General features: G+C 66.9%; 14 protein-coding genes, 1 pseudogene and 1 riboswitch. Of the genes and pseudogenes, 6 read left to right on the top strand and 9 right to left on the bottom strand.

Features of this window, described 5'->3' with window-relative positions; translation table 11 throughout:
- The 6 genes from V4U86_RS24860 to thiC form a co-directional block, all read right to left on the bottom strand.
- Complete coding sequence (locus V4U86_RS24860) at nucleotides 1–270, bottom strand: hypothetical protein (RefSeq protein ID WP_395308513.1); 270 nt, start codon at nucleotides 268–270, stop codon at nucleotides 1–3.
- Nucleotides 271–281: 11 nt separating this feature from the next.
- Nucleotides 282–1,757, bottom strand: a complete 1,476-nt coding sequence (locus V4U86_RS24855; protein ID WP_395308512.1) for a flavin-containing monooxygenase — start codon at nucleotides 1,755–1,757, stop codon at nucleotides 282–284.
- Nucleotides 1,758–1,784: 27 nt separating this feature from the next.
- Nucleotides 1,785–2,435: a septum formation family protein gene (locus V4U86_RS24850; protein ID WP_395308511.1), complete on the bottom strand. Its 651-nt coding sequence runs from the start codon at nucleotides 2,433–2,435 to the stop codon at nucleotides 1,785–1,787.
- Nucleotides 2,432–3,052: an alpha/beta hydrolase family protein gene (locus V4U86_RS24845; RefSeq protein ID WP_395308510.1), complete on the bottom strand. Its 621-nt coding sequence runs from the start codon at nucleotides 3,050–3,052 to the stop codon at nucleotides 2,432–2,434. Before V4U86_RS24845 ends, V4U86_RS24850 begins: the two co-directional genes overlap by 4 nt.
- Nucleotides 3,045–3,881: a bifunctional hydroxymethylpyrimidine kinase/phosphomethylpyrimidine kinase gene (gene thiD / locus V4U86_RS24840; protein WP_395308509.1), complete on the bottom strand. Its 837-nt coding sequence runs from the start codon at nucleotides 3,879–3,881 to the stop codon at nucleotides 3,045–3,047. The genes V4U86_RS24845 and thiD overlap by 8 nt, the downstream gene beginning before the upstream one ends.
- Nucleotides 3,878–5,419, bottom strand: coding sequence for a phosphomethylpyrimidine synthase ThiC (gene thiC, locus V4U86_RS24835; protein ID WP_395308508.1), 1,542 nt, complete (start codon nucleotides 5,417–5,419; stop codon nucleotides 3,878–3,880). Before thiC ends, thiD begins: the two co-directional genes overlap by 4 nt.
- Nucleotides 5,411–5,519: riboswitch (TPP riboswitch) on the bottom strand. (Overlaps the previous gene by 9 nt.)
- 85 nt (nucleotides 5,520–5,604) lie before the next feature.
- On the opposite strand from thiC, the gene V4U86_RS24830 reads away from it, so the two are divergent.
- From V4U86_RS24830 to V4U86_RS24820, 3 genes and pseudogenes are all read left to right on the top strand, one after another.
- Nucleotides 5,605–7,335, top strand: a complete 1,731-nt coding sequence (locus tag V4U86_RS24830) for an MFS transporter (protein ID WP_395308507.1) — start codon at nucleotides 5,605–5,607, stop codon at nucleotides 7,333–7,335.
- Nucleotides 7,332–7,652: a nuclear transport factor 2 family protein gene (locus V4U86_RS24825; protein WP_395308506.1), complete on the top strand. Its 321-nt coding sequence runs from the start codon at nucleotides 7,332–7,334 to the stop codon at nucleotides 7,650–7,652. Before V4U86_RS24830 ends, V4U86_RS24825 begins: the two co-directional genes overlap by 4 nt.
- Nucleotides 7,649–8,484: pseudogene (locus tag V4U86_RS24820) on the top strand (SDR family NAD(P)-dependent oxidoreductase); the annotation flags it as partial. The gene V4U86_RS24825 and the pseudogene V4U86_RS24820, both read left to right, overlap by 4 nt.
- On the opposite strand, the gene V4U86_RS24815 reads toward V4U86_RS24820, so the two are convergent.
- Complete coding sequence (locus V4U86_RS24815) at nucleotides 8,451–9,287, bottom strand: MerR family transcriptional regulator (RefSeq protein WP_395308505.1); 837 nt, start codon at nucleotides 9,285–9,287, stop codon at nucleotides 8,451–8,453. The pseudogene V4U86_RS24820 and the gene V4U86_RS24815 overlap by 34 nt on opposite strands.
- A 447-nt stretch (nucleotides 9,288–9,734) precedes the next feature.
- On the opposite strand from V4U86_RS24815, the gene V4U86_RS24810 reads away from it, so the two are divergent.
- The 3 genes from V4U86_RS24810 to V4U86_RS24800 all read left to right on the top strand — a co-directional run bounded on the left by V4U86_RS24810 (nucleotide 9,735) and on the right by V4U86_RS24800 (nucleotide 11,316).
- Nucleotides 9,735–9,992, top strand: coding sequence for a hypothetical protein (locus tag V4U86_RS24810; protein ID WP_395308504.1), 258 nt, complete (start codon nucleotides 9,735–9,737; stop codon nucleotides 9,990–9,992).
- A 412-nt stretch (nucleotides 9,993–10,404) separates the two neighbouring features.
- Nucleotides 10,405–10,710, top strand: coding sequence for a hypothetical protein (locus tag V4U86_RS24805; protein ID WP_395308503.1), 306 nt, complete (start codon nucleotides 10,405–10,407; stop codon nucleotides 10,708–10,710).
- 27 nt (nucleotides 10,711–10,737) lie between these two features.
- Nucleotides 10,738–11,316: a class I SAM-dependent methyltransferase gene (locus V4U86_RS24800; protein ID WP_395308502.1), complete on the top strand. Its 579-nt coding sequence runs from the start codon at nucleotides 10,738–10,740 to the stop codon at nucleotides 11,314–11,316.
- On the opposite strand, the gene V4U86_RS24795 is transcribed toward V4U86_RS24800, so the two are convergent.
- On the bottom strand, nucleotides 11,303–12,019 hold the full coding sequence (locus tag V4U86_RS24795; RefSeq protein ID WP_395308501.1) for a hypothetical protein: 717 nt from the start codon (nucleotides 12,017–12,019) through the stop codon (nucleotides 11,303–11,305). The genes V4U86_RS24800 and V4U86_RS24795 overlap by 14 nt on opposite strands.
- A 17-nt stretch (nucleotides 12,020–12,036) precedes the next feature.
- Nucleotides 12,037–12,822, bottom strand: a complete 786-nt coding sequence (locus tag V4U86_RS24790; protein WP_395308500.1) for an exodeoxyribonuclease III — start codon at nucleotides 12,820–12,822, stop codon at nucleotides 12,037–12,039.
- Nucleotides 12,823–12,825 lie beyond the last annotated feature (3 nt).

The following is a 12,825-nucleotide window of genomic DNA, read 5'->3' as shown; positions in this document are numbered from 1 at the left end:
TCACTTGTTGCGTGCGGCGTTCACGCCCAGGTAGGCGATGTAGCCCAGCCCGCCGACGGCCGCCAGCTTGCGGGTCTGCGGGATCAGCAGGCCCACCCCGAGGGCGGTTTCGATGGTGCCGTTGGTCTTGATGTGCCGATCGGTGTCCCGCGGGAAGGCGGGCTTGGTCATCGACTCGAAAAGCTGCGGGGCCACGAAATGGGCGAGGCCCGCGCCGACCAGCGACAGACCGGCCAGCGTGGCACCGGGCGAACTCTTCTTCTCGGCCAAGGCAATTCCTCTCAGTTGATCGTGTAGTCGGTCAGGGGGAACTCGGAGGCTTCCCTGATCGCCGTCTCGGTGGTGGTGGGGCGCAGCAGCGTGGGCTCCCCGGCCGGGTCGTAGTAGTAGGACCGCGCCGACGCGCAGTTGCCCAGGGTGAACAGCGAATTGCCGAGCAACTCGGTCATCCGGTCCAGGTAGCGGGTGTTGGCTTCCTCGGTGACCTCGAAGGTGGTCGCGCCGCGCGCCTGCACCTCCCGGAACAGCCGGTCCATCAGCCGCATCTGGTATTCCATCGTGTTGAAGAAGTTCAGGCCGAGGAAGGCGTACGGGCTGGCCAGACTCAGTAGATTCGGGAAGTGCGGCACCGACACGCCCTGGTAGGCCTGGAACCGGTTCTCCCGCCACCACTTTCCGAGATTGCGGCCGTCGCGACCGATGATCTCGATGGCCGGGAAGTTGGCCTCCCACAAATCGAACCCGGTGGCGAGCACCAGGGTGTCGATGACGTTCTTGGTGCCGTCCTGGGCGACGATGCCGTCGGATTGCACGTGGTCGATGCCGATGTCCTGCAGGTGCACGTTCGGCCGGGTGAAGGATCGGTAGTAGCCGTTGCTGAAAGTGGGCCGCTTGCAACCGAAGTCATAGTCCGGGGTGAGCCGGCGGCGAAGCTCCTTGTCCCGGATGGTGATGAACCGGTGCAGCTTTGACAGGTCGGCGGCCGAGATGTTGCCCCGGCCACGGAAGGTCCGGTAGTGCACGACGCCGATCGTCACCATCCATTCGTAGATGGAGTCGGTGAGCCAGCGCAGCATGCGTTGCGTCGCGGGCATCCGGGCGAACAGCTTCTTGGCCCGCGGGCCGAAGTGCAGGTCGATCTTGGGTACCACCCAGATCGGGGTGCGCTGGTACACGGTGAGATCGGCCGCGGTCTTGGCCAGTTCGGGGATGAGCTGCACCGCGGTGGCGCCGGTGCCGATGACGGCGATCCGCTGCCCCGCGGGGTCGTAGTCGTCATCCCAGTCGGTGGTGTGGATGACGCGGCCGGCGAAGTTGTCGATGCCGGGGATGTCGGGGATCTTCGGCTGGGACAGGAAGCCGGTGGCGGTGATCAGGTAGCGGCCGCTGAGTACCTCACCGCCGTTGACGGTCACCTGCCACAGCTTGGCGTCCTCGTCCCAGCGGGCACCCTCGACCACGGTGCTCAACCGGATGTGCCGGCGCACGTCGTACTTGTCGGCGACGTCGTCGGCGTACTGCTTGATCTCCCGGCCGGTGGAGAACAGCCGCGACCAGTTCGGGTTGGGCTCGAAGAAGTACGAGTAGGTGGTGGTGGGGACGTCGACGGCCAGCCCGGGGTAGTGATTGACATACCAGGTGCCGCCGAGGTCGTCCTCGCGGTCGAGGATCACGAAGTTTTCGATTCCCGACCGCTTGAGCTGGATCGCGGCACCGATCCCTGCGAAGCCGGCGCCCACGATTACCGCGTCAAACATGGTTGAAACGGTACCCCAGGTAACGGCCTACCCCCGTAGCGATCCGGTGCGGGGGACGTCGGTGGTGGCGATGCAGGTCACCGCGCGGTCGCCGCGCTTCCACGAGTCCGCGGTCGGATAGAGCACGAACATCCCCACCTCGGGATCTGCGGTCGCCGACGGGGAGAACGCCCGCAGGGCCGGCTCGCATTTGTCCTGGTATTCGATGATCGCCGTCTCACCCGGGAACTCGTCGCCGGGCACTGTGGCAACGTAATACACCTCACCTTTGTGGGGTTCGGAACAGTCCACCGTCTTCACCGTGGAGACCAGGCTGGCGTCCGCCGGGATGGCGGACAGGCAGTCGCCGAGGCCCACATCGGCCGCGTCGACGGCGTCCGGGTCGAAGATCTCCGTCAGCTCGTCCTTGTTGGCGATGAGGACCACCGTCACCAGAGCACCCACCAGGAGCGCCACCGCACCGAGAACGAGGGCGATGATGAGTCCCCAGCGGGTCTTGCCCGGCGGTGGGGGCGGTGGGTGGGACTGCCCGTACGGCAGGGGTGGGGGTGGCGGGAAGTTTCCCGGTGGGGGTGGTGGGAAGTTTCCCGGTGGGGGTGGTGGGAAGTTTCCCGGTGGGGGTGGTGGGAAGTTCCCCGGTGGGGGTGGCGGGTAGTGGCCACCCGGCGGCTGAGTCATGCCACGAATTTAATCGCGGCGGCCACTGCGAGCGCAGGGACGTCCAAAGTCTTCGAGCCGAGGTCGTGGCGCGCCCCGGTGACCTCGACGATGCATGCCGGTCCGGTGACCAGGGCTGCCGCGGCGCGGATCTCCTCGATGGTCCCGAACGGGTCGGCGGTGCCGTGCGTGAACACCGTCGGCACGGTGATCGCGGGCAGGTGCTCGGTGCGCGCGCGTTCGGGCTTGCCCGGCGGGTGCAGCGGATAGGAGAACAGCGTCAGCACGTCGGGCCCGCCGCCCGACGCGGTGACCATCGACGTCATCCGCCCGCCGTAGGAGTGTCCGCCGGCCAGTACCGGGCCGTGGTCGAGTCCACGGGCCCACGCGATCGCCTCGGCGATGCCTTCCTGGTCGGAGGCGGCTGAGTTGGACGGCGGTCCCTTGGGGCGGCGACGCCGGTAGGGCAGGTTGTAGCGGACCGCCAGGTACCCGTGGCGCGCCCATTCGTCGCAGACCCGCACCAGCATCGGGGAGTCCCGGTTGCCGCCCGCGCCGTGGGTGAGCACGACGACTCCGTTCGGGGTGCCCGTGGGCTCGTGCGCCACACCGGCCAGCCCCTCCAGGCCGTCAAGCATCACGGGTCAGCCGGAACAGCGGGTTCACCGGCCCGTGGCCGTGACCCAACGGGTATGCGGCGCGCAGACATTCGGTGACCCAGCGCTTACCGAAGGCCACCGCCTCGGGTACCGGGTAGCCGTGCGCCAGGGCAGTGGCGGTCGCCGCGGCCAGCGTGTCACCCGCGCCGTGGTCGTGGCCGGTGTCGATGCGGGCCTCGGCGAACTCGTAGAAGTCGGTGCCGTTGTAGAGCAGGTCCGGGCTGCGCTCCGACGACCGCAGGTGCCCGCCCTTGACCAGCGCCCATCTCGGGCCGAGGTCGTGCAGGGCCCGGGCCGCATCGCGCTGGGTGGTTTCGTCGACGACGTCGATGCCGGTGATCAGCCGGACCTCGTCGAGGTTGGGGGTGACCAGGGTGGCGATCGGGAACAGTTCGGTGCGTACCGAATCCAGTGCGCTGGGGTGCAGCAGCGGATCGCCGTGCATGGACGCGCAGACCGGGTCGACGACGAGCGGGACGTCGATCTGCAGTCCGCGCCAGGTGTCGGCCACCGCGCCGATGATCTCCGCGGATGCGAGCATGCCGGTCTTGGCGGCCTGGATGCCGATGTCCTCGACGACGACCTGGATCTGGCCGGAGATGATGTCCAGTGGAAGTTCGTGAAAGCCCTTGACGCCCACCGAGTTCTGCACCGTCACTGCGGCGACCGCCACGCAGCCGTGCACGCCCAGCATGGCGAAGGTGCGCATATCGGCCTGGATGCCGGCCCCACCGCCGGAGTCGGAACCGGCGATGGTCATGACCCGCAGCGGTGTCTGGCCCGGCGGGGGGAGCGGCAAGAACGTCATGAGCTCAAGGGTAGATACACGCGATTGCCGTGTTCGAGGAACTCCGCCGATTTCCCGTTCATCGCCTCCCGGATGTCCTGGGTGATGCGCATGGAGCAGAACTTCGGACCGCACATCGAGCAGAAGTGCGCGGTCTTGGCGGGTTCGGCGGGCAGGGTCTCGTCGTGGTACTCCCGGGCGGTGTCGGGGTCCAGCGACAGCGCGAACTGATCATGCCAGCGGAACTCGAAGCGGGCCTTGCTCAGTGCGTCGTCGCGTTGCTGGGCCCGCGGATGTCCCTTGGCCAGATCGGCGGCGTGGGCGGCGATCCGGTAGGCGATCACGCCGTCCTTGACGTCCTTGCGGTCGGGCAGGCCGAGGTGCTCCTTGGGGGTGACGTAGCAGAGCATCGCGGTGCCGGCCTGGGCGATGATCGCCGCGCCGATCGCGCTGGTGATGTGGTCGTAGGCCGGTGCGATGTCGGTGGCCAGCGGGCCCAGGGTGTAGAACGGCGCCTCCTCGCACCACTCCTGCTCCAGCCGGACGTTCTCCACGATCTTGTGCATCGGGACGTGTCCGGGCCCCTCGATCATCACCTGCACACCATGGGATTTCGCGATTTTGGTGAGCTCGCCCAGGGTACGCAGCTCGGCGAACTGGGCTTCGTCGTTGGCGTCGGCGATGGATCCGGGCCGCAACCCGTCACCGAGCGAGAACGTCACGTCGTAGCGGGCCAGGATCTCACAGAGCTCACCGAAGTTCTCGTACAGGAATGACTCCCGGTGGTGGGCGAGCATCCAGGCCGCCATGATCGACCCGCCGCGTGAGACGATCCCGGTGACCCGGTTGATGGTCAGCGGGATGTACCGCAACAGCACGCCGGCATGCACCGTCATGTAGTCGACGCCCTGCTCGCACTGTTCGATCACGGTGTCGCGGTAGGACTCCCAGGTCATCTTGGTCGGATCGCCGCCCACCTTCTCCAGCGCCTGATACATCGGCACGGTCCCGACCGGGACCGGCGAGTTGCGCAGGATCCATTCCCGGGTGAGGTGGATGTCCTTGCCGGTGGACAGGTCCATGATGGTGTCCGCACCCCAGCGGGTGGCCCACACCATCTTGTCGACCTCTTCGGCGATCGACGAGGTGACCGCCGAATTGCCGATGTTGGCATTGACTTTCACCCCGAACGCCTTGCCGATGATCATCGGTTCGCTCTCGGGGTGATTGTGGTTGGCCGGGATGACCGCGCGGCCGCCGGCGACCTCGTCGCGCACCAGTTCGGCCGGCACACCCTCACGGATGGCGATGAACGCCATCTCGGCGGTGATCTCGCCGTTGCGCGCGCGCTGCAGCTGGGTGCCGCGATCGCGGACGACGCCGGCCCGCGGCGGCAGCCCCTTCTCCAGGTCGATGGTGACGTCGGCATCGGTGTACGGCCCGGAGGTGTCGTACAGGTCGAAATGCTCGCCGGTGCTCAGGTGCACCCGGCGGAACGGCACGCCTTCGGGGGAGTAGTACTTCGAACTGCCGGAAATAGGACCAACGGACACACCCATTACACATCTCCCTACGCCGGCATTACCCGGTCAGGTTCGTACGGTCGACGGCCCTAGCCGTCCTCTCAGCGCGCTGGTGCGTGCTCCCGTGTGGACGCGTTCAACCTAGCGCATGTGGCGCGTATTGCCGAGCGATCGTTTGTATAGCTAACATATGTTTTTTCCGATTCGTGGATCGAGATCCGATGACAACCGAGCTTGACCAGACGCGCCTCCGGATGGACCGGGAACATCCGTTCTACAAGTGGATCGCGCTGTCCAACACCACCTTGGGCATCCTGCTGGCCGCCATCAACGCGTCGATCGTGCTCATCTCGCTGCCCGCGATCTTCCGCGGTATCGGCCTGAACCCGCTGGCCCCGGGCAATGTCGGATACCTGCTGTGGATGATCATGGGCTACCTGGTGGTCACGGCGGTCCTGGTGGTGCCGTTCGGCCGGCTCGGGGACATGTTCGGCCGGGTCCGCATCTACAACCTGGGTTTCGTGGTGTTCACCCTGGCGGCCGTAGCGCTGTCCTTCGACCCGTTCCACCTCGGCGGCGGCGCGGTGTGGCTGATCGCCTGGCGGGTCGTCCAGGGCATCGGCGGCGCGATGCTGATGGCCTCGTCATCGGCGATCCTGACCGATGCGTTCCCCGCCAACCAGCGCGGGATGGCGCTCGGGGTGAACATGGTGGCCGCGGTGGCCGGATCGTTTCTGGGCCTGCTCATCGGGGGTGTGCTGTCCGAGTGGCACTGGCAGGCGATCTTCTGGGTGGGCGTGCCGATCGGTGTTCTCGGCACCGTGTGGAGCGTGCGCTCCCTGCGGGAACTCGGGGTGCGCACCCCGGGCCGGCTGGACTGGGCGGGCGCGCTGTCCTTCGGCGTGGGCCTGACGGTGCTGCTGGTCGGGATCACCTACGGCATCCAGCCCTACGGTGACTCGTCGACCGGGTGGACCAATCCCTGGGTACTGGGCGCCATCGGGTTCGGCATCCTGGTGCTGGCGGCCTTCTGCTTCGTCGAACTGCGGGTCCAGCACCCGATGGTCGACATCCGGTTGTTCCGTTCGGCGGCGTTCGGGATGGGAAACCTGGCCGGGCTGATGTCCTCGGTGGGCAGGGGCGGTCTGCAGTTCATGCTGATCATCTGGTTGCAGGGCATCTGGCTTCCGTTGCACGGGTACAGCTTCGAATCGACGCCGCTGTGGGCCGGCATCTACCTGCTGCCCGTGACGATCGGGTTCCTGGTGGCCGCGCCGGTGGCCGGCACCCTGGCCGACCGGTACGGCGCACGGCCGCTGACCGTCGGCGGCATGCTGCTGATGGCGGCGTCCTTCGTTGCGCTGCTGTTGATCCCGGTCAACTTCGACTACTGGATCTTCGCGGTGCTGGTGTTCCTCAACGGACTGGGCGGCGGCATCTTCACCGCACCCAATACGGCGGCCATCATGTCCAGCGTGCCGCCGGAGCAACGTGGAGCCGCCTCGGGCGTGCGCGCCACATTCTTCAACGCGGGCTCGTCGCTGTCGATCGGGATCTTCTTCTCACTGATGATGGTCGGGCTGGCCAACTCGCTGCCCTCGGCACTCAGTGCGGGGCTGCAGGAGCAGGGGGTCCCGGCTGCGGTCGCGCACGAGGTCGCGCACACCCCGCCGGTGGGCAGCCTGTTCGCGGCGTTCCTGGGGTACAACCCGATCGGTGAACTGCTGGAGCCCTCCGGCGCCCTGGAGGCCCCGGGCGTCAACGCCGGCGTGCTCACCGGCAAGGCGTTCTTCCCCGAACTGATCACCGGGCCGTTCCACGCGGGCCTGACGGTGGTGTTCGTGGCCGCCGCGGCGATGATGCTCGTCGGGGCGGCTGCCTCGATGTTCAGCGCGGGCCGGTACGGCGAAGTTGACCCTCTCCCAGGGGGAGAGCCCACGCTGGAGGCATGACAGCTGACTGGGCAGACCTACCGAAAGCCATCACCACCTACCTGGGCGCGCCGGACACGGCGACCGCGCTCGCGGTCTTCACCGCCGACGCCACGGTGACCGACGAGGGCCGGAATCACCACGGCACGGAGGAGATCCGGGCTTGGATGACCCGCGCGGCCCGTGAGTACACCTACACCGCCGAATTCCTGGGCGCTACCGGAGAGTGGGATGTCGTGCAGCGCTTGACGGGGAACTTTCCCGGTGGGGTGGTCGACCTGCACTATCGGTTCTCGATGCGCGGTCCGTTGATCGAGCGACTGGTGATCGAGCCATGAGTGTGCGGAACTGGTTCATCACCGGCGGGACCCCCGGCGGCTTCGGCATCGCGTTCGCCGAGGCCGCGCTCGAGGTCGGCGACCGGGTGGCGCTGACCTCCCGGCGCCCCGCCGAACTCGACGAGTGGGCACGCGGGTACGGGACCGGGTGCTGATCGTGCCACTCGACGTCACCGATGATGGTCAGGTCCAGGAGGCGGTCCGGGCGGTCGAGCAGCGTTTCGGGGGCGTCGAAGTGGTGGTCAACAATGCCGGGCGCGGCTGGGTCGGATCGATCGAAGGCATGCCCGATTCCGGGGGGCGGTCGATGTTCGAGCTGAACTTCTTCGCCGTGCTCTCGGTCCTGTGGGCGGTGTTGCCGGGCATGCGGGACCGCGGCAGCGGCTGGGTCATCAATGTGTCCTCTGTAGCCGGGCTCACCGGGGTGACGGGGTTCGGCTATTACAGCGCAACGAAATTCGCGCTGGAGGCGGTCACCGAGGTGCTTCGCAACGAGCTGAGCGGCACCGATGTCCGGGTGCTGGCCGTCGAGCCCGGGGCGTTTCGGACCCGCGCCTACTCCGGGTTCGCCGGTGCGGCGGTGCACGAGACCGTCACTGCCTACCGGCCCATGCTGGAACAGGTCCGCGAGGCGATGGTTGAACAGGACGGCGCCCAGCCCGGTGATCCGCAGCGCGGTGCCCGAGCGGTCATCGCGGCCATGGCGCACAATCCGCCGCCGCGCCGGCTGGTGCTCGGCGGCGAGGGCTTCGATACGGTCATGTCAACATTGCAGGCGGCCATTCGGGACCTGCGCGATCATGAGGAGCTTTCTCGCGCAGCCGATTTCCCGGACAGCCGGAACACCGGCCAGCCGATCTCGGTGCGCCAGTCCGCGGCATCGGGTGTATCGCGGGGGCCCACGAGATAGATCTCCTGGATGGGGCCGTCCACGGCCAGCGCGTGGGTGGCCACCCACGCACCCAGCCGGCCGTAGGTGACGTCGATGTCATCGTGGGACCCGGCGTGCACGGTGACCGCGAGTTCGGCCGGCGGCAACTCCGTGACCTCGATACGTCCCGATGCCCGGGGCGTACGAACCGGGCGGAAGACGGTCATCAGACCGTAGCCGGCGGTGAACAGCTCGTTGGCGTAGTGGCCACCGGGTGGCCCGGTGCGTTCCTCGGGCCCGAAGGCGGCATCCAACTCGGACATCGCGCCGTCGTACCAATCGAGGGAATCCTGCAGATGCACAGGGCTTTTGATGGCGGCGACGGTGCGAGCCGGCAGCATCGGCAGCTGGACCTCGACCTCCGCGGGCTCGGGATGTACCAGGCGGCGCAGCGCGGTGACGGCGGCCTGGGTGCGGGCGAGTTCGGCCTCGAGTTGGCTCAGGTGTCCGGCGATCACCTGCTGGCGCGCTCGGGCGTCGTCGGTGGCGAGGATGCGCTTGATCTCCTGCAGCGGAACATCGAGCCGGCGCAGTTGGTGGATCACCTGAGCGTTCGGGATCTGCTCGGGCGCGTAGTAGCGGTAGTTCGTGAACGGGTCGACGGCGGCCGGCTCGAGGAGGCCGTCGGCGTGGTAGCGCCGCAGGGTGCGCACACTCAGGTGCGTGAGCGTGGCGAATTCACCGATGGTCAGCCGGGAGCCCATGACAGGAAGCCCAGAGATAGCTGTTCCCGTCGATCAGCGCGCGGAAGGCGCTGACGCCGATCGCTGGGCACGGTGCGCCGACGGGTTGCCTGACCGCTCCTGCGCAACCATCCCCGTCGATTAGCGGGGCTAACTGAGACTCGTTGGGGTGCGGCGCTTTCCGGCTGTCGTGTCGGTGCAGGCGACCGACGGGGTGGTCGAAGTTCCGGATGTCCGACCGCGGATCGATCCTGGTCAGATCGCCTGGCTAGTTTTGCTGATATTTCCATAGTCAATGACATGGACAGCAAATTTCAAGATCGTTCTGTTGCGCATTGAACGAGACGATCTTGAAAGGGTGGTCTGCACCCAGACTCAGAGCGATGACCTGGAAAAATATGCGTGCTTTGCGGCTCGGCACCTTGTACAGTTGGCGCGGGGATTCACCTAGCAGTGGGGGTTCAGCAAATGAAGAAGCGTCTAGCGGGAGCGATCGTCGGAGCGCTGGCGGCCGGGGCCATCCTCGGCACCGCGCCGGCCCAGGCCGACATCCCGAACAACCCGAGCCCGTGGGACTACACCGGCGACGTGATCAAGCTGCCGTTCTTCGGCAGCATCAAGATCATCGGTGCGGACGAATGGGGGCAGAACTACCGGGGGGTGAAGGGGCCCAAGGGTCCCAAGGGCCCGAACGCCAGCCCCCGCGGGGCCGGGAATCCGGGTTAGGTAGCCGGCGCTACCACCACATACTGCGCACGCGCGCTGTACCTGCCGGGGGGTTGGTGCAGCGCGCGTGCGTCGTTTCCGCACCCGTCAATTTTTGGCGGACCTCTGCCAAGAGTTTGCTGAGGCAAGAATCCCGCCCAGACCGGGCGCGCGCACCCCGGTGTTGCTCCGCGGTCCTTTTCGCGCTGGTCGGGCCCAATTGTTAGATGGGCTGCATTTTGCATGCACAATTTTTTGCTATAGCAAATTTGCGCCGACGTCACAGGCAGAACGTTCCGCTGGCAATCAAAACCCTTGAAGTCGGAAGGATTACCCACGACAAGGCCGGTATGCAGCGGATTCGAGGCACGCGGCAAAGAAAGTCTCGTGTATGGTCGGCGGGAAACTCACCGCGTTCGAGGGGATGCAGCAAATGAAGATGACTGTGGCCGGATTGATCGTCGGAGCACTTGCTGTCGGCACCCTCGTGGGAGCGGGCGCGGCCCAGGCCGCACCCTTCGAGTACATCGACAACCCGAGCCCGCACGTCAACCCGATCAAAGACGCCACCGGGAAGATCATCGGCTGGCAGGACACCAACCCCACCCTGTGGGATTTCACCGGTGACGTCATCAAGTTGCCGGGTGGCGGCAGCATCCGGTTCACCGGCAAGAATGACTGGGAACGGAACTACAAGGGCCGGACCGGTCCGAAGAGCGCCGGTAACCCGTCGGAGTAGTGCTCGACCGGGCCTACACTCGGCTTGGTGACAACCATCCAGCGTGGAACCCTCACCGACGCGATAACAAAGTTCTGGACCTTCGCCGCACCGGTCTACGACCAGGGCTGCCTGCAGAGGCTGGTGTACAAGCCGGCCCAGGACGAGGTCATCGACCGGCTGAGGCAGCACGGCTCCGCCCAGATCGTCGACGTGGCCTGCGGCACCGGCATCCTGGCCACCCGCATCCAGCAGGATCTGCGCCCCGACGAGGTCTACGGCCTCGACATGTCAGACGGCATGCTCGCCCAGGCCCGTCGACGGTCGGACCGGGTGCGCTGGAAATCCGCCGCGGCCGAGGAACTGCCGTTCGCGGACGGCTTCCTCGACGCCGTGGTGACCACCTCGGCCTTCCACTTCTTCGACCAGCCCGCCGCACTCAGGGAGTTCCATCGGGTCCTCGCACCCGGTGGCATCGTCGCGGTCACCACCGTGGTTCCGACACCGGGCGAAACCCGAAAACTGTTCGAATCGGCCGGCTTCCGGGTCGAAGACCAGCATCGGGTGCGTCGCACCTTCTGGACGCCGGTCGCCGATACGATCACCGTCGGGCTCAAGCCTGCTTGATCCACTTCTCGCCGGCCTTGGCGGCGCGGTGTAGCGCACCGAACTCACCCAGATATGTGGCAACCGCGCCGACGGCCGGCAGCATTCCCAGATAGCGGAAGACTGTGTTCGGGTGGGGCCGCTTGCCGACCTCATCGCTGATCGCGTTCAGGATTCCGGCGAGGTGCCACAACTTCTTGGGCAGTGAATCCGGCCACTCGTGCTCGGCCGGGGCGAGCGGGGGATCGGGGATGTCGCGACCACACAGCACCGCAGCCAGCATCCGGACCTGCGCCTGCCGATCGGTCAAATCGTACTCGCGGGCCACCGCGCACAGGATCAGCGTCTGATTGGCGAAGCCGAGCGCATCCTGCAGCGGAAGCTGACGCGCGATCACACCGAACGCGCCGGGAAAGGCCACCGCGATGTTGTTCAGTGCCCCCACCCGGTGCACCCACCAGTTGATGCGGGAGTTGCGATCCTTGCCCTCCCACGCCTGAGTGCCCGGCACGTCCGCCCAGTCCAGCACGGACGCAGTCACATTCAGCGCCTTGCCCAGCCCGCAGTCCCCGCCGTCGAGATCATGTGTGCGCTCGCGCAACCCCAGCGGGTCGAACTCGACGAGCGCATCGAGAATCAGATCGGCCAACGCCGCCGCACGGCTCAGCGCCGCGGCGACCTCGGCGTCGTCCAGATCTGCTTTCGGTAAATCGAGAACCCCCATGGCGACCAGTATTACCGTTAGGGCGCCAGTTCGACCAACACGGGGGCATGGTCGCTGGGGCTCTTGCCTTTTCGTTCCTCCCGGACGATTTCACCGTGCGTGACACGGTCGGCGAACGCCGCCGACCCGAGGATGAAGTCGATGCGCATGCCCTGCTTCTTCGGGAACCGCAGCTGGGTGTAGTCCCAGTACGTGTACACCCCCGGCCCCGGTGTGAACGGCCGCACCACATCGGTGAAGCCGGCGTCGACCATGGCCCGGAAGGCGGCCCGCTCCGGTTCAGAGACGTGGGTGGAGCCCTGGAAAACCGCCATGTCCCAGACGTCCTCGTCGGTGGGGGCGATATTCCAGTCGCCGACCAGGGCCACCGGCAGGGAAGGATCGTCGGCAATCCACTTGGAGGCCGTGTTGTGCAGGGCGCCAAGCCAATCCAACTTGTACGGGTAGTGCGGATCGGCCAAGGTGCGGCCGTTGGGGACGTACAGACTCCAGATCCGGACTCCGCCGCAGGTCGCACCGATGGCCCGGGCTTCGCGCAGCGCCTGCCATTCGGGTTGGCCGTCGAATCCGATCTCCACGTTCTCCAGCCCGACCCGGGACGCGATCGCCACGCCGTTCCACTGGTTCAGCCCGATGTGCGCGATCTCGTAACCCAGCGCGGCGAACGGCATCGCCGGGAACTGGGCGTCGGTGCACTTGGTCTCCTGCATGGCCAGCACGTCGACGTCGGCGCGGGCCAGCCAATCGGTCACCCGGTCCACCCGGGTGCGGATCGAGTTGACGTTCCAGGTGGCGATGCGCATCGG

This window comes from Mycobacterium sp. AMU20-3851, from assembly GCF_043974665.1.
Lineage (GTDB): Bacteria > Actinomycetota > Actinomycetes > Mycobacteriales > Mycobacteriaceae > Mycobacterium.
Note: the sequence above shows the minus strand (reverse complement) of the source record. Positions and strands in the feature narration are given on the sequence as shown.